We start from the raw sequence: 19,932 nt of genomic DNA, 5'->3' as shown, positions 1-19,932 counted from the left end.
AACCCGCAGGACGAATCCAAGGCCATGATCAGCTACGAGCTCATCCACAGCTGCGAACGCCAGGGAGTGCTCGGGCTCGACAAGGCGACCGGCCCGCTTTACCTGGGTTGCGACGTGGCACGCCACCGCCACCTCTATGTCATCTACGTTCTCGAAGATGTAGGCGGCACGCTCGTTTGCCGTGCCGTCGAAGCCTACCAGAACAAAAAGTGGAGCTTCCTGGAACAGAAACTCTACAAGTACCTGATGCTCCCGAACCTTGTGCGTGCCTGCATCGACCGCACAGGCGTGGGCGACCAGTTCACAGAACGCGCCCAGGAAAAGTACGGCTCCGTCAAGGTCGAAGGCGTGCTGTTCACGAACACCGTCAAGGCAGACCTTGCCATCAACCTCTTGCAGGCTTTCGAAGACCAGAAGATTGTCATCGAGAAGTGCCCCAAGTTCCCCGGAGTCGAAGGCCGCATCGAGGACGAACAGGCCGAAAGCATCCACGCCGTCCGAAAGATTGTCACCACCGCCGGAAACGTGCGCTACGACGCCGCGAGCACCGAGCAGGGCCACGGCGACTTCTTCTGGGGGGCAGCCTTGGCGTACCACGCCAAAAACGCAAGCGACACGGGCCCGATATTCGTGCAAACGACCAATCCGTTCAAGGGGAAAAACGTGGATTTCAGCACCTTCTAAAAAATCGCACAGAAAGGCCCTTTCTAGCCCGTTTTTGTTTTGGACTAGTAAACGGTCATCCGAGTTTAGAAAATCAAAATTCAACGAATTTGAACGGCCATTCAACGAGATTAGAAATACACCGAGGACTGCATGAGCAAAAAGACCAAAAATAACCCGAACGAACCCAAGGACAAGCGCGATTTGCAGCTCGCCAAGGAAGTCGCCACCCGGAACGTGGCGGAGTTCGTCACCGGGCTCGACTACCTCCCGAACCCCGACACCATCCTCAAGAACAACGGCGGCAACATCAAGGTCTATCGCGAAATGATAGACGCCCACCTTGACGCGGTGAAAAACAAGCGCTTTGCATCCATCACCAGCCGAGCCTGGACAATCGACGGAAGCAAGGGCGACCAGAAGAAGGCAAAGTTCGTTGAGGAATACCTCTGGAACATCGACCTCCGAAACGTCATATCGCAGATGCTCGAAGCGATCGGCTTCGGATATGCCGTACACGAAATCGTGTGGAATACAGTCCAGACCGATCTGGGCACGCTCATACTCCCCACCGCAATCAAGGACCGCAAGCAGGAATGGTTCAAGTTCGACAGCGACAGTAAGCTGCTCTTGCAGACCAACGACGGTTCGCGCCGTGAAATGCCCGAGCGCAAGTTCCTTGTCACCCGCAACCGCCCCACCACGGCGAACCCATACGGCAACGCGGTATATTCCCGCTGCTTCTGGCCACTCGCCTTCAAGAAGGGTGGTCTCAAGTTCTGGATGCTCTTTGTCGAAAAATACGGTATGCCCAAGGCAATCGGCAAGGTCCCGCCGACGGCAACCGAAAAGGAACAGCAAGACTTCCTCAAAATGCTCGTGGGCCTTGTCCGCGATGCAGTCGCAGTCATCCCGCAGACCGGCTCCGTGGAACTCCTGGAAGCAGGCGCGGCAAACGCAAACCCGCACAAGGCAATCGTCGATTGGGCAGATCAGGCGATGTCAAAGGCGTGGCTCGGCGAAACGCTCACCACCGAACAGACAAGTTCCGGCGGCACCCAGGCGATGGCCACCGTCCACAACGATGTCCGCGCAGACCTCGCCCTCGACGATGCCGCGATGATCGAGTCCAGCATCAACCAACTCATCCGCTGGATTTACGAAATCAACTGGCCAAACGAAAAGGAAATCCCGTGGATGAACATCATCCTCCCGGAAGACCTTCAAGAAGCCCGACTCAATCGCGACATCAAGCTCACGCAGCTCGGCGTAAAGTTCAACGCCCAGTATATCACCGACGTTTACGGCATCGACGAAAAGTATTTCGAAATGACCGAAGTCCAGCCGCAGGGCGGCATGTTTGCCGAAGACCCCGAAAAGAAGGGCAAGGTCCGCAGCACAAGCCACGAGCTCCGCAAGCAGGTGAACGCATTCACCGAACACCTGGAAGACGAATGCGAAAAGGTTGACATCCTGGCACCCATCCGCGAACTGGTGGAAAACGCGCACAGCCTCGAAGAAGTCCGTGACAAGCTCATCGGCTGCTACGCCGAAATGCCCATGGAAAAAATCGCCGAAGAAATGGAACAGGCATTCCTTGCCGCAGACCTTGCAGGCAGATTCTCCATCCTCAAGAAAGCGGGCATAGTCAATGACTAAACGCATGGATTTCAAGCAGGGGGCGTATAAGGAAGCCGTCGATTACTTCAAGCAGAAAATCAACCTTCCTACAAAGCGCTGGAACGACCTTGAAGGTGCAATGCACACAAGGGCGTTTACCGTCGCAGGCGCAATGCGCGACGACATCCTGAGCGACTTCCGCAATGCCGTTGACAGGGCAATCGAGAAGGGCGACTCCCTGCAAGACTTCCGCAACAACTTCTACGACATTGCGAAGAAGTGGCGGGTCGCAGACCAGAGTTTCGACGAGAAGATGGAAAAACCCAAATATGGTGCTTGGCGTTCAAAGGTCATCTACCAGACGAACATGGCAACAGCAGCGGCGGCAGCGCAGGAACGGCAGGCAAGAGCCATGCCCGACGTGTTCACCCATGCAAAGTATATCTGCCAGATGCTCCCCGGAAGCCGTGAAGAGCACAAGGCTTGGAATGGGACGGTTCTTCCAATAAAGCACCCATGGTGGCAAAAGCACAGTCCACCAAACGGCTTTGGCTGTCTCTGCGAAAAGGAGTATATCAGCAAGTACGAAATGGATGCCGGGGACGAAAAAGTGACAAAGGCGCCGACCACCGCAAACGATACAAACAAAATTGGCGAAAATTGGGACTACAGCATAGGCGATGCCGACATGGGCTTGATTTACGCAGACAAGCTGAAGAAGGACCAAAAGAAATGGGGGCAAGCATCGACACAAGGTCTATACCAATACGCCGAAGAAAAAATGCCTGCGAGCGCCCCCGTCCTTCCAGCCATAGATGGCGGGAAATTTTACACCGAAGACTTAAACGAATTTACGAATAATTTCCAGTCGCTGCTAGAAACAGAACTGAAAAACATGAATGGTTTCCAGAAATACGAAAACGGTGTTTCTGTAATCGCCAAACTAAACGGAGTTGACTATCCGTTGTATATCAACCCGCGAATGGTAGGCAAGCACTTCTTGACCCATAGCGAGAGCGACGATGAATGGAGACCTGAACGAACGGCTTTTGTTAGGCATTTTATAGAAACGCTCAAGAACCCTGGAGCCGTTTATATCGAGTTTCTGAAAAACAAAGGCACCAATCAAGCCGCCATAAACGTAGACTTCGCGTCCGTTTTCCAAGGCGACAAGAAAAACAGTGCCGTAAAACTTGTTTTCAGAGCTTTGAACGGGAGACTTCAACTTTGGACAGCTTTCAATTCCAGCAATGCGAAAATCAAGATGAAGGGGACCAAAGTGAAATAGAAAAAAAAAAGACCACCCAGGCTATACATCAACAAGGGATCACCCGGCTACCTCATTCTGGATGTATCAGGGGATAACCGAGATCACCCATAATATACATCTTTTTTTAACGGAAGTCAATAGGAAATGTCAGATTTTATCAATGCAGACGTAGACATAGGCAAATTTAACGCGCTAATCGCCATAATGCGGCGAAATTCGGTAAATACAAGGCCCGTCATGGCTGCCGTCGGCAACCTGGTAGTCAAAAGCGTCCGCCAGAACTTCCGCGAAGAGGGCAGACCCGACAAGTGGGTCCCCTCGAAAAAGGCGAAAGGCAGGACCCTTCTTGCCACAGGCGCACTCATGAAGAGCATCCACTACGAGCTCGACAACGACGGCACAGCCGTCACCGTAATGACCGGCCCCATGAAATACGCCCGCATCATGCAGAACGGCGGCAAGACCCCAAAGCACGACATCGTTGTAAGGAACCGCAGGGCACTCAGGTTCACCGTCGGCGGCTTGACACTCTACCGCAAGAGCGTTCACCATCCAGGCTCGCGCATACCCGCCCGCCCCTACATGCTGCTCCAGGACGAAGACGAAGTAAAAATCAAGGATATGCTGGTGGACCACCTTGTCGGCGAAATGAAAAAACGCGGAGGATTGAAATGACCCTAGAACAGGCTAAGCTGCCCCGACTGCTCGGGCTTCTTCTCGACAAAGTTCATGTACCTGTAGATCGTTCGCTCGCTGAGACCCGTTTCAAACGCAAGCTGGTGAACTGGCTTGTCGAAATTGTCGCGCATGTAGCGGCGCACTGCGTTGGGAGTCATCCGGGCTGGGCAGGCTACATGGTTGCCCGCGAACTTCTTCCAGATACGTTTGGCGACATCGAGCCCCAAGGACTTCGCGACCCATTTCAAGTCCTCGTTAGGCAAGTCATCAACTGTAAGGGAATCCCAGACGCTCATTCTGTATTGCAAATATAATCAAAATGCGCGAAAAAAACAACAACATAAAAAAATCTTCCAAGGAAAACCATGCACGACTTCACGACATTCGAACGCACCGTGCCCGTCGGTGACGACAACGACCCCATAAGAAAGTACATGAAAAAGTTCAGGTGCCAAGCCTGCAAGAAGGACAAGTTTCACATCCCGCTCACCACCGTTGACGGACGCACCGTCTGCATCCATTGCTGCATGACCGGCAAGGGCCAGGACATCGTTCTGGACAAGCGAACCGTGGACGCCCTGGAAGCAGTCGCCAACCGCATCAACGGCACCGACAACTACCCGTCAAAAGAAACTACAGAACCAACCACCACAAACAAAGGAACCAAGATGAAACTCAAGAACAAAGTCTCTCTCATCGGCAAGCTGTCAACGCTCGCCACGCTACAATTCACATGGCCCGCGTTCGTCAACGAATACTTCCGTGCCGAATTTCAAAAGGACGGCAACTTTACCGACAAGGACAAGAACGACCTGAACAAAATCATCCTGGCATCGTTGCTGCTCAATATCGCGGTCTTGGGACTGGCGATTGTGCAGGCCTACGACATCGTAGAATACGCCATCACTCGCTTGGGGGAACTGATATGAATCTATTCGACATCACATGGAAAGACATCAAGGATTTTTTCAGTAAGGAAAACAGGCCTGTATGGATTCCGACAATCGTATGCAGTCTCTTTATTGTCGTATTTCCAATCGTTACAAGTCGGCTATTTCTCGGTTGATATTATCGCATTCAGCCTGAACATCTTTAAACTTGTCGATCAGCCGTTTCATCAATGCAAGGACATTGTCAATGCTCTCTAAAGTTCTCTTTTTTAGATCCGTATTGTCAGCCTGGGAAAGTATGGACTTTCTCAAATGGTTCAGACCGTCCGATAACGATAGAAGCAGACTGTCAAAACCCTTTGCCATTCCAAGGCTATTGATGCTCCGTTCGTATAGTGGAAGGACATCATCGCACAGCATTTTCAAGATGGAGTCATCGAATCTTGAAGAAACCTTCAAGACAAAGGAGTTCAACTTATCCAGAACGCTTACGGGATTTTTTTCTTTGTACGCAGAAACAAAGACATCCATCAGATTTTCATGCCACAAGGCTCTTGAACCCATTTTCAGTTCATCGAGTTCGTGGCGTTGCTTTTCTATGGACTGCTCGAATTTTAAGGCAGCCTGTTCCGTCGCTTTGTTCGCGGCCTTCTGCGCGGCGCTGTCGGCTATGGAATTGAACTCTTTCTTGAGTTTGTCTAGTTCGAGCTTGACTTTCTTTCCCCAGATAATCGTTGCCACCAAGATGTATATCGCAGCAAACACGCTGAACACCACAAGCAAGCTGTTGAACGAGTTCGAGTAGAACGCTTGCGAATCCCGGAGGAGTTGCGGAGTGAAAGAAGAATCCAGTACAACCTTGACCGTATCGAAGGAGACTGTATGGATCGTGTCGTAGACGATTGTGTGTATGGTGTCGGTGGACATGGCTTACCAGTGAATTTCGATAATGTTCCCTCTTACGCGGTGGCTTGGGCGGGGGGTGTTTCGGGTTCGGTGGTGGCCTGGGTGGTGGCGGCGTGGCGGGAGCTCAGGGCGAGGGCGACGACCTGGTTGAACAGGCGGGAGAGTTCCTCGACGGTGGGCGTGGCGGTGCCGTTCTCCCAGGCGGTGAACGTGGCGGGGCTTACCCCCACGAGCTGGGCGAGGCGGCTTGCGGGCGTGTTCGAAAGCTCGATGGCTCCCGAAAGGTCTATTTCAGGGCATTTTTCGTTCTTGATTACACAATTTGTGTTATCTGTATTGTCGATTTTGAACCCAATTTCTTTCAGCCGTGCGATGTATTTGGGCCCTAATTTTCGCTCCCCTTTTAGGTATGCATTGAGATTTTGGGGCCTTACACCCATGGCTTCAGCCAGTTTTTGCATGCTTCCAAACCGTTCGGAACCGAACAATCTCAAATTTTCTAACACTTTTTTTTCAAAAGGGCTTGACATTGTGTAATCCAAGTGTTATATTGTGTTATGTAGTTGTGTTAGCGACTACTACAAAAAGTTACTAAAAAAGAGGAAACTCGCCAAATGGATAATAATCTTACCGTGACGAAAATCTCATGGGTCAAGGCAGCCGCCAAGGTTTCCGAAATCGCCGGAAAGCCCTACAGTGCCCAGTATATAAGGGAAGTGGCCAACGGCTACCGCACCAACAAACAACTCGCTCCCATCCTCAAGGACCTGGGACTCACCAACAAAGGAGTCGCATAATGATCAAGAAAATTTTCGACGAAGAACCCGAAACCACCGCCGAAGGGTATAGCGAATCGCTACACCCTTTGGACGAAAAAGAACCCGAAATCCAGGGTGAAGGTGATACCGACTTCGACCGTGAAGTCCGTGGCGAGACCCTGCCCGCCGTCCAGGAAGAACCGCCCAAGGCAGAAGAGCTCGACCCGACCACCGCGACCGCGCTCAAGCTGCGCTACCGTCTGTTCAACGGCGAAGACGGCATCCGAATGGTCCAGGACGAGAACAAGGAAGTGTGGTTCGTCGCCGACGACGTGTGCAAGGTCCTGGGCTACAAGAACACGAAGGACGCCGTTTCCAAGCACTGCTCCAAGGTCATCAACTCGAAGGATCTGGTGGAAGGCGAAACCGAACTCTGCAAGAAGATTACGGTGGACACCAAGGGCGGCAAGCAGGCGATGATCGCCATCAACGAGCCCGACCTCTACCGCCTCATCATGACGAGCCGCATGCCCGACGCCCGCAAGTTCGAGAAGTGGGTCGTCGAAGACGTGCTGCCCACCATCCGCAAGACGGGCAAGTACACCGTCAAGCGCAAAATCGACTACACGCCCGCCACCGACGCCACGACGGTCGCCCCTGCCGAAGAGTCCGTCCAATGCGAACTGTTCCCCAACATGATGCCGTCGATGACCTTCCCGAAGCCCTTGACCGAAAAAATCAACGCCGCGAAGCTCAAGCTCTACAACGAGGGCCACACGTTCCCCAACAACAAGGACTTCCTGAAGTTCCTCATCACCCGCGCACTCGACCAGCTGGAATAGCCGACCAAGCACGCCCTTAAACTTCCACTCACAAGGAGATCCACAATGACTACCAGCATCCCTCTTAACACCATCGTTCCCGTATCGCTCAACCGCAACTGCGACATCTGCGGCAAGGAAGCACGCATCACCGTGAACCAGGACCACTTCTGCGGCGAATGCATGCGCACCAAGCGCGTCCGTGCATTCTACATCGGAAGGGCTAGCCGCTAATGAAACCGATCTGGATTAGTTCAACGAAGGCAGCGGAGCTTCTCGGGATTTCCGACAGGCAGGTTCGCCGTAGCGTCTCCATGTGGAACTACCGCTGGAGCGAAAAGGACGGACGCAAGGTTCTCGAAATCGATGTCCGCAGCCTTCCCGCCGAGGCCTCGAACCGCTATGTCCAGGAGACCCTGCCAGAAGCCACCGAAGTCGCCACCCGCGCAGAGGACGTGGAGACGGTCATCAGAAGCTATGACCGCGCCACCGACCGCGCAAAGAAGAACTTCGACAAGTGGACTCTCATTTTGCTCAAGTGCGAAGGCATCACGGGCACAAAGGAACTCGGGCGTTTCGTGGACGAGTGGAACAAGGCCCACCCCGAAATGAAGACGAGCATCAAGAGCATCTACCGCCAGCGCGCCTCGGTCGAGGACGGCGGCAAGATTTCGCTCATCAACCACCGCGAGACCATGCGCTCCACCGTGACCGACACGATGTTCGACGACTTCAAGACCGCCTACCTTACCGCAAACAAGCTGAGCGCGTTTTCCAGCTGGATGATTGCGTTCGGCAAGGCGAAGGAACGCGGCGAATGCAAGGGCGAAGACGATTTCCCGAGCAAGTCGGCATTCGTGCGCAGGCTCAAGAGCGAGTTCGCACCCGATGTCATCTACTTCGCCCGCGAAGGCAAGAAGAAGTTCTACGATAACAAGGGCTACCACCTCGACCGTGACTACTCCGACCTCAAGGCGGGGCAGGTATGGGTGGGCGATACCCGCACGTGGGACGTGTTCGTGAAGGTGCAGGGGCAGGAAAAGCCCGCCACCTGCTACATCACGCTCTTCATGGACTTCAAGACCTACATGCCCATGGGCTGGTGCCTGCACCACGACGCCCCGGGCACCGAGAACACCCTGCGAGCCATGCGCAACGGAATAGAGCGCTACGGTCTCCCCGAAGAAATCTACGTGGACAACGGTCGCGAATACCGCAACCGCGACTTCTCCGGCCAAAGCCGTGGCCACCAGATCGTGGAAGACGAGCAGTATGCCGAATCCATGGCAAGCCGTCTCGGTATCAAGATGCACTTCGCCATCGTGCGTAACGCCCGCGCGAAGATCATTGAACGCAATTTCTTGATTATCAAAAACGGCTTTGACAGGCTGTTCAACAGCTTCAAGGGCGGCACAGTTGTCGAGAAGCCGGAGCCCCTGAAGGGCGTGCTCAAGCGTGGCGACTTCGCCACCTGGGAAGAGTTCTACGACATGGCGCAGGACTACATGCAGAACGTGTTCCCCGGACTCCCTTGCCAGGGCAAGCACCACAACGGCAAAACGCGTTCTCAGCTCTGGAACGAAGAAATCGTCAAGCGCGAACCCATGCGCCGAGTCTCGAAGGAAACGCTCTCCATGCTGGTGAGCCGCACCGTGTCGGGCCGCATCATGCACATGGGCTTCCACCTGGCACAGCTCGACACCTGGTACTGGGCGGAATGGATGCCCGTGTGGAAGGGCCGCGAGGTCATCTTCCGCTACGACCCCGACGACATGCGCACCGCCTGGTGCTACGACCTGAACAAGAAGCTTATCGGCGAATGCACCTTGCAGAGCGCCGTGGGTGCCATGGTCAAGGACGACGATGCCGTGGGCAAGGCGCAGATTGCCGAAGGGGTCGCCCGCAAGCGCCACGAAGAAAAGCTCCTCAAGGAAATCTGCCCCGACATGACGAAGGAGCAGGCGGCGGACTACATCAGCGCCATGCGCTCCGCCGTGGGCCCGCAGGACATCTTCGTGCCGCAGGGCCCCACGCACCTCACTCGCCACGACAAGGACGCGCAGGAACTCAAGGCAGACAAGAAGGTCGGTAACGCCGACATCTACAACATCTTCGACGGCGACGTGGAAGAAAAGCCCAGCACCGACCTCTGGGACGAACTCACCACAAGCGAGGCAATGTAATGGACACCGAACAGCTCTTGAAAATCTACCGTGCGGTCGCAGGCCCCGTTGCCGAAAACAACGTGGACAAGGCGCTCCGCATCATCAGGAACGGCGGCAAGATGCCGCCCTGCCTGATGAAAAGCGAAATCCGCACCTACTTCCGGGTAAAGGAACGGCTCGCCGAACACGGACTCATCTAGAACTTAGCCGATGGGGGCAGGCACACTTTGCCGCAACACAACACTTGTCTCCCTGAAAACCGCCCCCGGAGGCACCCCTTTTTAACCCAGCAACCATAAAGGATAGAATATGGACGCAATCATCAAGCAACTCAAGGACTACATGGCCCGAAACGGGGCATCGCAGACCAAGGTGGCGAACGCCATGGGCATAAGCCCCGCCACGCTCAGCTACTTCATCAAGGGCACCTACACCGGCGACATCGACGCCATCTGCGACAAGGTGAAGGACTTCCTCGAAATCGAGGCGCAGCGCGACACCATCAAGCAGAGCGAAGGCATCGTGCAGACCAAGTGCTTCAAGACCATCCACAAGTTCTGCTCGCTGGTGCTCAGCCACCAGATCTGCGGGATGCTCACGGGTGACGCGGGCTGCGGCAAGACCACCGCGCTCAAGGCATTCGCCAAGGCCCACCCGAGCGTCATCCTTATCGAGGCGGACCACGGCTACACCGCCAAGGCTCTCTTCGACGAGCTCTGCGCGGAACTCGGTCTCGACGAACGCGGAAGCCTGCACGAAAAGCTCGTGCGCGTCGTGAACAAGCTGAACGACTCGGGCCGTCTGGTCATCATCGACGAGGCCGAGCACCTGCCCTACCGTGCGCTCGAACTCATCCGCCGCGTCCACGACAAGGCAGGCGTCGGCATCGCTCTCTGCGGCATGCCGCGCCTCGAAAAGAACGTGCAGGGCGACAAGAACCACTACGCCCAGCTGAACAGCCGCATCAGCGCACCGTGCCGTGCAAAGCTTCTGGATAACGCCGATGTAAAGGCGTTCATCGAAAGCCGGTTCCCCAAGTACGAAGGCAACTGCATCGAACGCGCCGCCCAGATTTGCCGCCGCAACTTCCGCCTGCTCTCGCACCTCGTGATGTGGAGCAAGGAACTCATGCGCAACAACGACCGCGACACGCTCGACAACGAAATCCTCGAAAGCGCATCCCAGATGCTCGTAGTGGCAAGGTAGGGCAAGATGACTACTCCAGCCGACAAGAGGGCCGAACAGTACAGGCAGATCCACGGCCTTGTGCGCCTGCTCGGGATGAACGACGAAGCCTACCGCGACATGCTGCGCGACCGCTACCAGGTCGAAAGCTCCAAGCAGCTCTCGACACAGCAGAGGAACTCGCTCATCGCAAGCCTGCGCACGCAGGTCCACGCGGGGGCCACCAAGTTCGCGCACCTCTCCGGCAGGTCGAAGCACAAGGCGAGCCCCGCACAGCTCCGCGCCATCGAGGCGATGTGGGCGCAGGTCAGCCGCGCAGAGACTTCCGAAGAACGCCGCAAGGCGCTGAACGCATTCTGCAAGCGCCTCACCGGGGTCGATGTCATCACCTGGATCTGCAAGGACGACGCGAAGACGCTCATCAAGGCGATACAGGCCATGGGGGCGCAGAGCCCCGAAGAATTTAACCGAAACAAGAACAACAACCAGAGGTAAACCTATGGCAACAAAAGACAAAGACGGGAACTGGCTCGACGAGAAGGGACGCCCCATCCCCGAGCAGTACATTCCCGCGACAGACAAGAAGCGCGACGCCCTTGTCGAGCGCACCTTCAAGAAGGTCGTGAAGCTCGCCGAGAAAATCGCGGAACACCGTATCGAAATCGAAGGCAGCATCGACAAGTACCTCGAAGAACTCGCGAAGGAGAACCGCACCCGCGAGAACTGGAAGGGAAACATCCTGCTCTACAACTTCGACAAGTCGCTTGTCATCGAGCGCCGCATCAACGACCACATCGGCTTCGACGAACGCCTCCAGATGGTGAAGACCCTGGTGGACAAGTGGATCGCAAGCCGCCTCGACGGCATCGACGACAACCTCGGCAAGGTCATCGCCCAGGCATTCAACGTGGACAAGCAGGGCCGCGTGAACACCGCCATGCTCATGAAGCTCCTGAACCTCGAAATCGAGGATTCCGAATGGAAGAAGGCCATGCGCATGCTGAAAGAGTCGATCATCGTCAAGTCCTCCAAGCAGTCCACCACCTTCAAGCGGAAGGTGAAGACCGAGGCTGGCGAGACCTGGGAAGTCATCGTGCTCAACTTCAACGACGTGCCGCGCCCCGCAGCACCCGCAAAGAAAAAGGAAAAGGACGATGCAAAATAGCGAAACCTACAGGACACTCGACCTCTTCCGCGACCAGCTCGAACTCGAAGCCGACTCCCAGTTCGGCTACGCGGTCGTGCTCAGGCAGAACCAAGGCAAGCCGCTCCTCCGGGGCGTGGGCTCCACCCCGCACAAGGCGATGGAAGACCTTGCCGAAACGTGGGAGAAGGGCTAGTGACCAAACAACAAATCTTCCCGCTGGTACTCATCATCCTCGACCTTTTGGCAGCCGTCGTCTACGGAGTGACAGACATGGACGTGCGCAAGGTCGTCTACTGGGTAGCGGCGGCAGTTCTCACGATTACCGTCACGTTTTGAGCCATTGTCGTGGCGGTAGTCTCTGGGCGGTTGCGGTTGGCCACGTGCCGGGAGTTGTGACCCGGACACGGCGGGGTTCGAGCCCCCGCACTGCCCCGAACAACATCAACAAAAAGGAAGGTAAAACATGTACATCAAAATCACTCTCAAGGATTGCCAGGATATTGTAAACGAAAATTTGCAGGGGGGGGGGTAAGCATTCCGAACTCGAAGTAGCCCTCGCCAAGCACGCCATCGCTATCCATGAAAAACTGGATTCCGTCAACAACAGGCAGAATACTCTCTTCGAGGCGCTTTACGGCATCTATGTCAAGGCGACGAATGCAGCCGGTGAAGACCTGAAAAACAAAAGGTTAAAGGATCTGCAAGGCGCTAGCAAGACGCTGTTTGCCGCAAGCGTAGCACTTGACCAACAGGCACAGAAACTGGCATAGAACTATGGCTCTGGCAAAAATCAAGACAGAAGAAGAACGGGCACGCCTTGACGCCATCTTCGCCGAAATCGAGGCGGAGGAGCGTGGCGATGCCACGCCCTTCGCGGACACCCGCACGCAGGAGCAGATTGACGAGGATAACCGCAAGGCGAAAATCGACCGACTCGCGAACGCCGAGATGAAGGAGTTTCTCGGCAACGTGAAGGCTAACGCCGGACACGGAGCTTACAAGACACGGTGGGAGATGATTCTATCGAAATTTATACTCGACCGTATGGCCCCGATGAACGTGGAACTGAATATACTCCGCAATTTTGCCATTGCCGTCAGCAACAGACTTGAAAAAGCGGAACGCTCCGCGAAGGAACAGGACAATCATCATTACTACAAGATATTTGCGGAAGGAGTAAAGGAACTTCTGGACGCGCTATAAGGAGACTAAATGACCGTTATCGAACAGAATACCATGGAAATCATCTGCGAGTATCTGCCTCGCATTGCCCAGGCTCTCGAAAAGATTGCCAAACGATCCGAAAAGGACAAGGAGAAACAAAAAAATGAACCTCGCGTATAAGCCGGAAGTCCCCACCTGGGACAAGTATTCCAGGTGCGAAGAAATGTACAGCATCCGAAACCCGCTCCGCATCGAGATCCAGGCGAAGTGCGTCCCCGGCACGCTGGTCTACCAGATACGCCCCAGCTACGTCACCGACTTCCGCAGCGGCCCTTCCATCGTGAACCCGCTCATCCCGAAAATCGGCGACATCAAGCTCGCGCTCGCGTGGCTCATCCACGATGTCAACTACCACGGCTTCCTCTCGAAGAAACTTGCCGACCGGCTCCTGCTCGAAATGCTCGAACACGCAGGCATGGGCGCTGTCAAGCGCAACGCCGTCTACTACGCCGTCAAGTTCTTCGCCGGTTCCCACTACAACACCCTGGAAGAGGACCAGGGCGACATCTACAACCGGAACAAGACGCTGGTGCGCCTGCAATGGCTCGACCAGAACGGCATGACGCTCAAGCGCTGGGGCGGCAGGACCATCACCGAAAACGCATTCAGATGATTACGGCAAACGGCATAATCAAGGTCATAAAGACCACGGCAAAGGCGGCCTACTGCGTCGCCTTTGTTGCACTCGCAATAACCGTGCTCTACATGGTTGCAACCTCACTATAGGAGTCGAAATGAACAGCCCGCTAGTATCGCACACCGAGATAAGCCCGAACAGGACAACGCCCCGGAACCACAAGATAGACACCATCACCATCCACTGCACCGCAGGCCACATCAACGTGCGTGCGCTCGGCAAGCTCTTCTCTGCCAAGGGCCGCATGGCGTCAAGCAACTACGGCATCGACGACCTGGGCCACATCGCGCTCTATGTCGATGAAGCCGACCGCAGCTGGTGTTCTAGCAACGCCGCCAACGACAACCGCGCCGTCACCATCGAGGTATCGAGCGACGACACCGCACCGTATGCCGTGACCGCCGCGGCATTTTCCAGCCTCATTTACCTGGTTGCCGACATCTGCAAACGTAACGGCATCACCAAGCTCCGCTGGCACAACGAAAAGGCCCTGGTCGGCCAAGAGGACAGCGACGGCGAACTCATCCAGAACATGACGCTCCACAAGTGGTTCAAGAACAAGGCCTGCCCGGGGCAATACCTGGAAGAACGCATGTTCGAAATCGCCGCCAAGGTCAACGCGCTACTGTAAAGGAGTCGAAAGATGAAAGAAATCCTGATGAGCATCCACAATGAATGGGCAGAACTGATATTCAGTCACAAGAAGACCGTAGAACTTCGGAAAAACATTCCAGTAATTCGCAATTCAGTCAATAACCCCATACATTGCAGGGAATTACTTTTCGACAGCGAAGCTCTTGTAGTTTACATCTATGATACCGACCAGAAAAGCGTCACAGGACGCATTTACATCGACAGAATTACTGAAATTACCGAAATTTCAGACGAAATCGTCTCTCAAAGCTGCGTAAACCGCGATGAAATCGAGAAATACAAGGCCCAGGGAAAGGGCAAACTCTATGCCTGGCACATCGTGGAAGCCGACTATTTTGGCAAAGATTGGCTCCATTTAAAGGATTTGGGAGCCAAGAGGGCCCCGCAATCTTGGCAATTCGTGAGGTAAACACCATGGAATATGTCATGAAAGTCAAAAAAAGGAACTTTGAAGCGCTCATGAACGGCGACTTGACCTTCGTCATCCACAAGGTTGACAAGTTCTACAGTGCAGGCGACCGCCTGGTGCTCTTCGAGACCGACGGCGGCAACGAAACAGGCCGCAGCCTTACCGTGCGCATCACCTACATCATGCACGCCGAAGACTCCATGGGCATCAAGGACGACTACTGCGTCGTGTCCGTCAAGCGCTCCGGGAAGAACACCCGCACGAACGTAGGCAACCGCCCCGCAAGCGAAGACGAAGCCGTCGAGTATGCCGCGAAGCTCGGCAAGTCCGCAGACTGCGCAAGGCGTTTCTACAACTACTATTCGATGACCGGCTGGAAGATGAAATCCGGGCTCCCGCTCTCCGACTGGCATGCCGCACTCAGGAACTGGAAGGATTTCCAGGGCACGCAGAAGACCCCCGAACAGGCCGAAACCGACAGCCAGCTCGAACTATTGCTCCCCATGCTGCTCAAGAAAACGGCTGGACTCGCCAAGCAGAAAGAAAAGCTCGTTTTCCACGATCCGCACATCGGCACCGTACTCCAGTTCTACGGCTTCGACCGCCTGGAATACCCCTTCAACGCCTTCGAAGTCCGCGAAATGGTCAAGCACTACGCCACCAGCAAGAAACTCGGCACCGGCTGCCCGCAGATGCGCTCCCCGAACCCCTACGGCAAGGGAACGCTCCAGGTGCCAACCATCGAAGAGTTCTCCGCCATACTCCAGAAGAAAAAAGGTGATAAAACCGAAGGCTGATTTTCTACACTGCGAAAAATTTAACGGCAGGATGCAAAATCCTGCCTCTTTTTCTATAGTTTCAATTCAATACTTACATTCAATTTGTCAATTCTGCGATTGGTGCTCTCAATAAATTGTTTCGGAGTCATACCAGCATATTTCTTGAAAAACTTGAATTCTTCTTCTGTTAAAATCACCTTATCACCAAATGTAGATGCAATAATTAAACCGATGAATTTTTCCGAGTATTCCTTCAATTCTTCTTTAGATAGATTACTAGCTATATCCTGACCATAAATCATTTGTCGAAATTTATTTTTCATTACATCTTCTGAATACGACATAAGATCTGGAGAATAAGCCTTTCCAGCTGCTACTCCATTGAATGTATTTCCAAGAATTTCAATAATGCTTAAATCATCAGATTCAGCCTTTTCGGCAAATTTACATTCTACGAATTCATCTATCATATTTTAAATATACTTTATCTCACGAAATGCGACAAGCCTCAAAAACATGTCCGCACCAAATGTCCGCACCCCAATTTTCAAGAAAAATTCAAAACGCCTTTAACGGCTCAAAAACGCCAATTCACATAAATAAAAATTTCTCACAAGTCGTGAGAAATTTTCGAGCTCAAAGAACAAACCGCGAAATTCGCGAAAAAACGGCAAAATCAAAAAACACACTTTAATCGGGTTAAATGAGACAAGCAAACCCAATAAAATCAAGGCTTCCAGCCATATTCACTGATTTATTGCTTGTCTCATTACTTCCGCTTTGGCATAGCCGCTCTTGCTTGTTGAAATTCTAAGCCGCCCTTTGGGTGCATTTCTTAGGGCCTTTTGTTTTTCGCTGCGGAGGGCTTGCAACTCCTGCAGGCGCGCAGCCACCTGGAACGAAAGCGATTCCCTGGAAATCAGCTCGGGTATATGATTGTCCATTTTTTCCCCTCAGATTAATGGTGTTGGGTGTAATGTATAAAATATGGAGCCCGCAGACCAGTGGTTGGGCCGGTATTTGAAAAAATAGGACTAAACGGGGGTGAAATTGTGGTTTAGTCCTATTTCCGGGCGCTCCTCCCTCCATTTTCGTATGCAGAATCCCCGCAATCCTCTGATTTTTTGCTGAAAGAGGTAGAAAATTTTTTTGAAGTTGCAGGTTGGTAGGACTAAACGGGGGTGAAATTGCGGTTTAGTCCTACCGAGGCCGTCGCAGTCAAAGTGGCGATAGGACTAAATGGGCGAAAAGATGCCGTTTAGTCCTATTTTCAGCCCTCCGGCGGCTATTTTCGAGCCCCGTGGCTATTTTCGAGCCCCGTGGCTATTTCGAAAGTCGCGTTCCCCTCCCAATCTCCACCCGCAAAAGCCTGCTTCTCCGCACGGGCAGCCCCTGCGTTGAATTTGCTATATTCTTGCCCATGACATCAAAGATTTTGAAATCCGCATTCATCGCGGCGCTCGCTTTTGCCGCAGCCTCCTTTGCCGACGAGGCCATCCGCTTTGTTCCCGAGGTTTACCCGATGGGCGAGGTTGCCCAGGGCGACCAGAAACACTACGTGCTGCAGGGCGCGAACACCACGGGTGCAGAGATTGTGCTCGAAAACGTGTTCGGACAGGGCATCGGCATGTCGAATTTCAAGTTCCCGCAGAAAATTGCCCCGAAAGCGGCTGTCACTATCGAATTCGACATGGATTTTGCCGGCATGGACGGAAAAATTGATCCGACGGTCGTACTGGTGACTGCGGGAGGCAAACCTTACACGGCAAAGCTCTCCGGCGTGGTGAAGGCTCCCGTGTTCTTCGGCGAGAAACTTTTCGATGCCGGTTTCTACAAGGCAGGCGAGAAGCGCGAGTGGACGTTTTACGTGTGGGAGACCGACAAGAAGGCCCGCCCTGACATAGAACTTTCGCCCGAATCGGCGAAGCAGTTCGCAATGAAGTCGAAACCCGTGATGCTCAATGTCGACAAGCTCGACAAGATCAAGGAAGGCGGCAAGGTTCCCGGAATCAAGGTGACTCTCTCGACGAAGGGGCTCACTCGCGAGGGCTGGGAATTAAAGCAGAAGAGCATCAGGAAGATTGTTTCATTCAAGAGCAAGAAGTATCCGAAGGCGACTCCGGAAGTGCTTATCGTGGGCTACTGGAACGAGTAGTCCGGCCCCGAATTGGCGATAATTTCGCTTTTTTCGCTGTTTTGCCTTGAAAAAATGCCGAGGTTTAACTAACTTTGGCATACTCTTACGAGAGACCTCGGGATGTAGCTCAGCCTGGTAGAGCGCTTGAATGGGGTTCAAGAGGTCGCTGATTCGAATTCAGTCATCCCGATGAAAAGCCCGCTAGTTTTGAACTGGCGGGCTTTTTTGTTGCTTTTTTGCTTTAGGCGTTTTGCTCGTGTTGCTTGGCGGCGTTTGCTGCGTCTTTTTCGGGTTGCCAGAGCACCACCCTGTTGCGGCCGCTCTCCTTGCCTTCGTACAGGGCCTTGTCGGCCATCTGGATGCTCTTGTCGGCACCGAGGGCGGAATCGAACTGCGCGACTCCGAGCGTGATGGTCACCTTGATGGAAAGCTTCCCGTATTCGACGGTCATGTTCTCTATTTTCTTGCGGAAGCGTTCGGCAACGATGGCCGCTCCGGCAAGGTCGGTCTCGGGAAGCAGCGTGAGGAATTCTTCGCCTCCGTAGCGCGCGATGACGTCGTACTTGCGGAGCATCCCGCGGATGGTGTGCGATACGGCTTTTAGCACTTCGTCGCCACAGGCGTGCCCGTAAGTGTCGTTCACTTCCTTGAAGTGGTCTATGTCGATAAAGATGAAGCAGAACGACTTGCGGGTTCTTGCCACGCGTCCTATTTCGTTGTCGATGGTTCGCAGCATGTCGCGCCGGTTCGGAAGCCCGGTGAGTTCGTCGGTCCTCGAAATCAGGTCGAGTTTCTTGTTCGCCTCTTCCAGTTCCTTGGTCCGGGCCTGGACCTCCTGTTCGAGCAGTTCGCGGTGAGCGTTCAGTTCGTGAATTTGGCGGTTGATGGTCCGGCTCATGTCGTTGAAATGCTTGGTGAGGATGCCGATTTCGTCTTGCCGGTTGCCGAGGTCGATGTCCTCGCTAGAAAGGTCGCCGTTCGCAATCTTGATGGTGTGGACGATGAGCTTTTTCATCGGGACGGCGAGTGTCCGGTACATCCAGAAGGCGATGAGCAAGATTGCGATGAAGCTTGCGGCGAGGATGATGAGGCTCGAAAGCCTGATGGATGTCACCTGCGCGTCGATTTCAGCCTTGGGTAGCAGAGAAAGAAGCCCGATGTCGTAGGTGGCGTCATAGTGGTATGTCGAAAGGTAGGACTCGCCGTCCTTGAGCCTGAGGAACGTGGCTGTCGATATCTCGAAGGTCTTCGGGTCGAAAGCCTCGATTCCGAGCTCCGAAATCTTGTGGTGCCCGTCAAGCCAGGTCTCGAGGTCGGGATGGTAAAGGATTTCGCCTTGGCCGTTGATGGCGACGAAGTAGCCATTCTTGCCGACCTTGTTTTCGGCAAGTAGCTTCCAGAGCCTTTGCGCCGAGAAACTGGCGACGAGGCTGCCGTTTCCCTTGGCGGCATCGGCGACGACGGTCGCGAAGGCGCACTTGGGCTTCATGTTGTCGGGGTCGCGGTACCAGCGGGACACGTGGATGCGGTGCGGGGTGAGCTTCGAAAGATCGACAGGGTATTTGGCGACGGCGGTTGCGCCCACCATGGAATTGTCGCTGATGAGGCTGTCCTTGCGGTCGAACAGCGAAACGCGCTCGCCCGAAGTGAACAGCGGCGAGATGTTGTAGCTCTTGAGGTAGCCGGCCGATACAGTCGGATCCATGCTGCGGATTTCGGATGTCTTTGCGAGCAGCGAAAGCTGGTTGCCGAACTGCAGGAGTTCGTTGTGGACAACGGTCGCCATCTGCTGGAGCTGCACGTAGTTTGTCTCGAATGCGCCTGCGAGGGTCGATTGCATTTGCCTGCTCGAGGAGATGTAGGTGCCGCCAGTGATGATGAGCACCATCGCAAAAGTCAAGAGCAAGATGCTCTTGAGAATGATACTCTTCGAGAACTTGGTTACTTTCGCTGTCTTCGTCTTGCTCATAGGCCTAATCCATGCGGAAA

27 protein-coding genes, 1 tRNA gene and 1 pseudogene are annotated in these 19,932 nt (G+C 54.1%); 23 read left to right on the top strand and 6 right to left on the bottom strand.

Going from position 1 to position 19,932, the window contains the following annotated elements; translation table 11 throughout:
- The 4 genes and pseudogenes from B4B27_RS04810 to B4B27_RS04795 all read left to right on the top strand — a co-directional run.
- Nucleotides 1-684: pseudogene (locus B4B27_RS04810) on the top strand (hypothetical protein); the annotation flags it as partial.
- 132 nt (nucleotides 685-816) lie between these two features.
- Nucleotides 817-2,322 carry a DUF935 domain-containing protein gene (locus B4B27_RS04805; RefSeq protein WP_290724207.1) on the top strand — a complete coding sequence of 502 codons (1,506 nt, stop codon included), beginning with the start codon at nucleotides 817-819 and terminating at the stop codon, nucleotides 2,320-2,322.
- 4 nt (nucleotides 2,323-2,326) lie between these two features.
- A complete protein-coding gene (locus tag B4B27_RS04800) occupies nucleotides 2,327-3,571 on the top strand; it encodes a phage minor head protein (protein WP_290724205.1) in 1,245 nt (414 codons plus the stop codon).
- Between the two features lie 186 nt (nucleotides 3,572-3,757).
- Nucleotides 3,758-4,228: a phage virion morphogenesis protein gene (locus B4B27_RS04795; protein WP_173345748.1), complete on the top strand. Its 471-nt coding sequence runs from the start codon at nucleotides 3,758-3,760 to the stop codon at nucleotides 4,226-4,228.
- A gap of 2 nt (nucleotides 4,229-4,230) precedes the next feature.
- On the opposite strand, the gene B4B27_RS04790 is transcribed toward B4B27_RS04795, so the two are convergent.
- Complete coding sequence (locus B4B27_RS04790; RefSeq protein ID WP_144063793.1) at nucleotides 4,231-4,527, bottom strand: Mor transcription activator family protein; 297 nt, start codon at nucleotides 4,525-4,527, stop codon at nucleotides 4,231-4,233.
- A 69-nt stretch (nucleotides 4,528-4,596) separates the two neighbouring features.
- Here B4B27_RS04790 and B4B27_RS04785 point away from each other — a divergent pair, with 69 nt between their 5' ends.
- The gene (locus B4B27_RS04785; protein ID WP_290724200.1) at nucleotides 4,597-5,160 is read left to right on the top strand and encodes a hypothetical protein; all 564 of its coding nucleotides are present in this window, start codon (nucleotides 4,597-4,599) and stop codon (nucleotides 5,158-5,160) included.
- 111 nt (nucleotides 5,161-5,271) lie between these two features.
- On the opposite strand, the gene B4B27_RS04780 is transcribed toward B4B27_RS04785, so the two are convergent.
- A complete protein-coding gene (locus tag B4B27_RS04780; RefSeq protein WP_290724198.1) occupies nucleotides 5,272-6,048 on the bottom strand; it encodes a hypothetical protein in 777 nt (258 codons plus the stop codon).
- 32 nt (nucleotides 6,049-6,080) lie between these two features.
- Complete coding sequence (locus B4B27_RS04775; RefSeq protein ID WP_290724196.1) at nucleotides 6,081-6,488, bottom strand: helix-turn-helix domain-containing protein; 408 nt, start codon at nucleotides 6,486-6,488, stop codon at nucleotides 6,081-6,083.
- A gap of 153 nt (nucleotides 6,489-6,641) precedes the next feature.
- Here B4B27_RS04775 and B4B27_RS04770 point away from each other — a divergent pair, with 153 nt between their 5' ends.
- The 16 genes from B4B27_RS04770 to B4B27_RS04695 all read left to right on the top strand — a co-directional run bounded on the left by B4B27_RS04770 (nucleotide 6,642) and on the right by B4B27_RS04695 (nucleotide 15,824).
- The gene (locus B4B27_RS04770; protein ID WP_290724194.1) at nucleotides 6,642-6,824 is read left to right on the top strand and encodes a hypothetical protein; all 183 of its coding nucleotides are present in this window, start codon (nucleotides 6,642-6,644) and stop codon (nucleotides 6,822-6,824) included.
- A complete protein-coding gene (locus tag B4B27_RS04765; protein WP_290724192.1) occupies nucleotides 6,824-7,627 on the top strand; it encodes a BRO-N domain-containing protein in 804 nt (267 codons plus the stop codon). The genes B4B27_RS04770 and B4B27_RS04765 overlap by 1 nt, the downstream gene beginning before the upstream one ends.
- 45 nt (nucleotides 7,628-7,672) lie before the next feature.
- Nucleotides 7,673-7,840: a hypothetical protein gene (locus tag B4B27_RS04760; protein WP_290724190.1), complete on the top strand. Its 168-nt coding sequence runs from the start codon at nucleotides 7,673-7,675 to the stop codon at nucleotides 7,838-7,840.
- The gene (locus B4B27_RS04755; protein WP_290724188.1) at nucleotides 7,840-9,789 is read left to right on the top strand and encodes a transposase family protein; all 1,950 of its coding nucleotides are present in this window, start codon (nucleotides 7,840-7,842) and stop codon (nucleotides 9,787-9,789) included. The genes B4B27_RS04760 and B4B27_RS04755 overlap by 1 nt, the downstream gene beginning before the upstream one ends.
- Complete coding sequence (locus B4B27_RS04750; RefSeq protein ID WP_290724185.1) at nucleotides 9,789-9,971, top strand: hypothetical protein; 183 nt, start codon at nucleotides 9,789-9,791, stop codon at nucleotides 9,969-9,971. Before B4B27_RS04755 ends, B4B27_RS04750 begins: the two co-directional genes overlap by 1 nt.
- A 109-nt stretch (nucleotides 9,972-10,080) precedes the next feature.
- Nucleotides 10,081-10,977 (top strand): AAA family ATPase, encoded by an 897-nt coding sequence (locus tag B4B27_RS04745; RefSeq protein ID WP_173345737.1) that lies wholly within the window; start codon nucleotides 10,081-10,083, stop codon nucleotides 10,975-10,977.
- A 6-nt stretch (nucleotides 10,978-10,983) separates the two neighbouring features.
- Complete coding sequence (locus tag B4B27_RS04740) at nucleotides 10,984-11,451, top strand: regulatory protein GemA (RefSeq protein WP_290724181.1); 468 nt, start codon at nucleotides 10,984-10,986, stop codon at nucleotides 11,449-11,451.
- A 4-nt stretch (nucleotides 11,452-11,455) separates the two neighbouring features.
- Nucleotides 11,456-12,121 (top strand): DUF3164 family protein, encoded by a 666-nt coding sequence (locus B4B27_RS04735; RefSeq protein ID WP_097035773.1) that lies wholly within the window; start codon nucleotides 11,456-11,458, stop codon nucleotides 12,119-12,121.
- Nucleotides 12,111-12,296, top strand: a complete 186-nt coding sequence (locus tag B4B27_RS04730) for a hypothetical protein (protein ID WP_290724179.1) — start codon at nucleotides 12,111-12,113, stop codon at nucleotides 12,294-12,296. The genes B4B27_RS04735 and B4B27_RS04730 overlap by 11 nt, the downstream gene beginning before the upstream one ends.
- The gene (locus B4B27_RS04725; protein ID WP_173823592.1) at nucleotides 12,296-12,439 is read left to right on the top strand and encodes a hypothetical protein; all 144 of its coding nucleotides are present in this window, start codon (nucleotides 12,296-12,298) and stop codon (nucleotides 12,437-12,439) included. The genes B4B27_RS04730 and B4B27_RS04725 overlap by 1 nt, the downstream gene beginning before the upstream one ends.
- 438 nt (nucleotides 12,440-12,877) lie before the next feature.
- A complete protein-coding gene (locus B4B27_RS04720) occupies nucleotides 12,878-13,306 on the top strand; it encodes a hypothetical protein (protein ID WP_097035776.1) in 429 nt (142 codons plus the stop codon).
- A gap of 9 nt (nucleotides 13,307-13,315) precedes the next feature.
- Nucleotides 13,316-13,447, top strand: coding sequence for a hypothetical protein (locus B4B27_RS04715; protein WP_290724174.1), 132 nt, complete (start codon nucleotides 13,316-13,318; stop codon nucleotides 13,445-13,447).
- A complete protein-coding gene (locus tag B4B27_RS04710) occupies nucleotides 13,431-13,940 on the top strand; it encodes a DUF1353 domain-containing protein (protein WP_290724172.1) in 510 nt (169 codons plus the stop codon). The genes B4B27_RS04715 and B4B27_RS04710 overlap by 17 nt, the downstream gene beginning before the upstream one ends.
- Nucleotides 13,941-14,061: 121 nt before the next feature.
- Complete coding sequence (locus tag B4B27_RS04705; protein WP_290724170.1) at nucleotides 14,062-14,595, top strand: peptidoglycan recognition protein family protein; 534 nt, start codon at nucleotides 14,062-14,064, stop codon at nucleotides 14,593-14,595.
- 12 nt (nucleotides 14,596-14,607) lie between these two features.
- Complete coding sequence (locus B4B27_RS04700) at nucleotides 14,608-15,027, top strand: hypothetical protein (protein ID WP_290724168.1); 420 nt, start codon at nucleotides 14,608-14,610, stop codon at nucleotides 15,025-15,027.
- A gap of 17 nt (nucleotides 15,028-15,044) precedes the next feature.
- Entirely contained in the window at nucleotides 15,045-15,824 is a 780-nt protein-coding gene (locus B4B27_RS04695) for a DUF3850 domain-containing protein (protein WP_290724164.1), read from the top strand.
- 53 nt (nucleotides 15,825-15,877) lie between these two features.
- On the opposite strand, the gene B4B27_RS04690 is transcribed toward B4B27_RS04695, so the two are convergent.
- Both B4B27_RS04690 and B4B27_RS04685 read right to left on the bottom strand, forming a co-directional pair.
- Nucleotides 15,878-16,276, bottom strand: coding sequence for a hypothetical protein (locus tag B4B27_RS04690; protein ID WP_073116431.1), 399 nt, complete (start codon nucleotides 16,274-16,276; stop codon nucleotides 15,878-15,880).
- 276 nt (nucleotides 16,277-16,552) lie between these two features.
- Complete coding sequence (locus tag B4B27_RS04685) at nucleotides 16,553-16,750, bottom strand: hypothetical protein (protein ID WP_290724159.1); 198 nt, start codon at nucleotides 16,748-16,750, stop codon at nucleotides 16,553-16,555.
- A 476-nt stretch (nucleotides 16,751-17,226) separates the two neighbouring features.
- Between B4B27_RS04685 and B4B27_RS04680 the strand changes: the two genes are divergently transcribed.
- Both B4B27_RS04680 and B4B27_RS04675 read left to right on the top strand, forming a co-directional pair.
- A complete protein-coding gene (locus B4B27_RS04680; RefSeq protein ID WP_290724158.1) occupies nucleotides 17,227-17,961 on the top strand; it encodes a hypothetical protein in 735 nt (244 codons plus the stop codon).
- Nucleotides 17,962-18,059: 98 nt separating this feature from the next.
- A tRNA-Pro gene (locus B4B27_RS04675) sits at nucleotides 18,060-18,133 on the top strand.
- A 51-nt stretch (nucleotides 18,134-18,184) separates the two neighbouring features.
- Here the strand turns inward: B4B27_RS04675 and B4B27_RS04670 are convergent.
- Nucleotides 18,185-19,912, bottom strand: a complete 1,728-nt coding sequence (locus B4B27_RS04670) for a sensor domain-containing diguanylate cyclase (RefSeq protein WP_290724156.1) — start codon at nucleotides 19,910-19,912, stop codon at nucleotides 18,185-18,187.
- Nucleotides 19,913-19,932 lie beyond the last annotated feature (20 nt).

This window comes from Fibrobacter sp. UBA2449 (genome assembly GCF_002342555.1).
Classification (GTDB): Bacteria; Fibrobacterota; Fibrobacteria; order Fibrobacterales; family Fibrobacteraceae; genus Fibrobacter.
Note: the sequence above shows the minus strand (reverse complement) of the source record. Positions and strands in the feature narration are given on the sequence as shown.

What these genes read in the sequence shown, in the direction of transcription:
- B4B27_RS04670 (WP_290724156.1), bottom strand. Translation starts at nt 19,912, where the DNA reads ATGAGCAAGACGAAGACAGCGAAAGTAACCAAGTTCTCGAAGAGTATC.
- B4B27_RS04680 (WP_290724158.1), top strand. Translation starts at nt 17,227, where the DNA reads ATGACATCAAAGATTTTGAAATCCGCATTCATCGCGGCGCTCGCTTTT.
- B4B27_RS04780 (WP_290724198.1), bottom strand. Translation starts at nt 6,048, where the DNA reads ATGTCCACCGACACCATACACACAATCGTCTACGACACGATCCATACA.
- B4B27_RS04800 (WP_290724205.1), top strand. Translation starts at nt 2,327, where the DNA reads ATGGATTTCAAGCAGGGGGCGTATAAGGAAGCCGTCGATTACTTCAAG.
- B4B27_RS04730 (WP_290724179.1), top strand. Translation starts at nt 12,111, where the DNA reads ATGCAAAATAGCGAAACCTACAGGACACTCGACCTCTTCCGCGACCAG.
- B4B27_RS04805 (WP_290724207.1), top strand. Translation starts at nt 817, where the DNA reads ATGAGCAAAAAGACCAAAAATAACCCGAACGAACCCAAGGACAAGCGC.
- B4B27_RS04720 (WP_097035776.1), top strand. Translation starts at nt 12,878, where the DNA reads ATGGCTCTGGCAAAAATCAAGACAGAAGAAGAACGGGCACGCCTTGAC.
- B4B27_RS04700 (WP_290724168.1), top strand. Translation starts at nt 14,608, where the DNA reads ATGAAAGAAATCCTGATGAGCATCCACAATGAATGGGCAGAACTGATA.
- B4B27_RS04715 (WP_290724174.1), top strand. Translation starts at nt 13,316, where the DNA reads ATGACCGTTATCGAACAGAATACCATGGAAATCATCTGCGAGTATCTG.
- B4B27_RS04705 (WP_290724170.1), top strand. Translation starts at nt 14,062, where the DNA reads ATGAACAGCCCGCTAGTATCGCACACCGAGATAAGCCCGAACAGGACA.
- B4B27_RS04685 (WP_290724159.1), bottom strand. Translation starts at nt 16,750, where the DNA reads ATGGACAATCATATACCCGAGCTGATTTCCAGGGAATCGCTTTCGTTC.
- B4B27_RS04785 (WP_290724200.1), top strand. Translation starts at nt 4,597, where the DNA reads ATGCACGACTTCACGACATTCGAACGCACCGTGCCCGTCGGTGACGAC.
- B4B27_RS04735 (WP_097035773.1), top strand. Translation starts at nt 11,456, where the DNA reads ATGGCAACAAAAGACAAAGACGGGAACTGGCTCGACGAGAAGGGACGC.
- B4B27_RS04790 (WP_144063793.1), bottom strand. Translation starts at nt 4,527, where the DNA reads ATGAGCGTCTGGGATTCCCTTACAGTTGATGACTTGCCTAACGAGGAC.
- B4B27_RS04770 (WP_290724194.1), top strand. Translation starts at nt 6,642, where the DNA reads ATGGATAATAATCTTACCGTGACGAAAATCTCATGGGTCAAGGCAGCC.
- B4B27_RS04795 (WP_173345748.1), top strand. Translation starts at nt 3,758, where the DNA reads ATGCGGCGAAATTCGGTAAATACAAGGCCCGTCATGGCTGCCGTCGGC.
- B4B27_RS04755 (WP_290724188.1), top strand. Translation starts at nt 7,840, where the DNA reads ATGAAACCGATCTGGATTAGTTCAACGAAGGCAGCGGAGCTTCTCGGG.
- B4B27_RS04745 (WP_173345737.1), top strand. Translation starts at nt 10,081, where the DNA reads ATGGACGCAATCATCAAGCAACTCAAGGACTACATGGCCCGAAACGGG.
- B4B27_RS04740 (WP_290724181.1), top strand. Translation starts at nt 10,984, where the DNA reads ATGACTACTCCAGCCGACAAGAGGGCCGAACAGTACAGGCAGATCCAC.
- B4B27_RS04690 (WP_073116431.1), bottom strand. Translation starts at nt 16,276, where the DNA reads ATGATAGATGAATTCGTAGAATGTAAATTTGCCGAAAAGGCTGAATCT.
- B4B27_RS04750 (WP_290724185.1), top strand. Translation starts at nt 9,789, where the DNA reads ATGGACACCGAACAGCTCTTGAAAATCTACCGTGCGGTCGCAGGCCCC.
- B4B27_RS04775 (WP_290724196.1), bottom strand. Translation starts at nt 6,488, where the DNA reads ATGCAAAAACTGGCTGAAGCCATGGGTGTAAGGCCCCAAAATCTCAAT.
- B4B27_RS04760 (WP_290724190.1), top strand. Translation starts at nt 7,673, where the DNA reads ATGACTACCAGCATCCCTCTTAACACCATCGTTCCCGTATCGCTCAAC.
- B4B27_RS04695 (WP_290724164.1), top strand. Translation starts at nt 15,045, where the DNA reads ATGAAAGTCAAAAAAAGGAACTTTGAAGCGCTCATGAACGGCGACTTG.
- B4B27_RS04710 (WP_290724172.1), top strand. Translation starts at nt 13,431, where the DNA reads ATGAACCTCGCGTATAAGCCGGAAGTCCCCACCTGGGACAAGTATTCC.
- B4B27_RS04765 (WP_290724192.1), top strand. Translation starts at nt 6,824, where the DNA reads ATGATCAAGAAAATTTTCGACGAAGAACCCGAAACCACCGCCGAAGGG.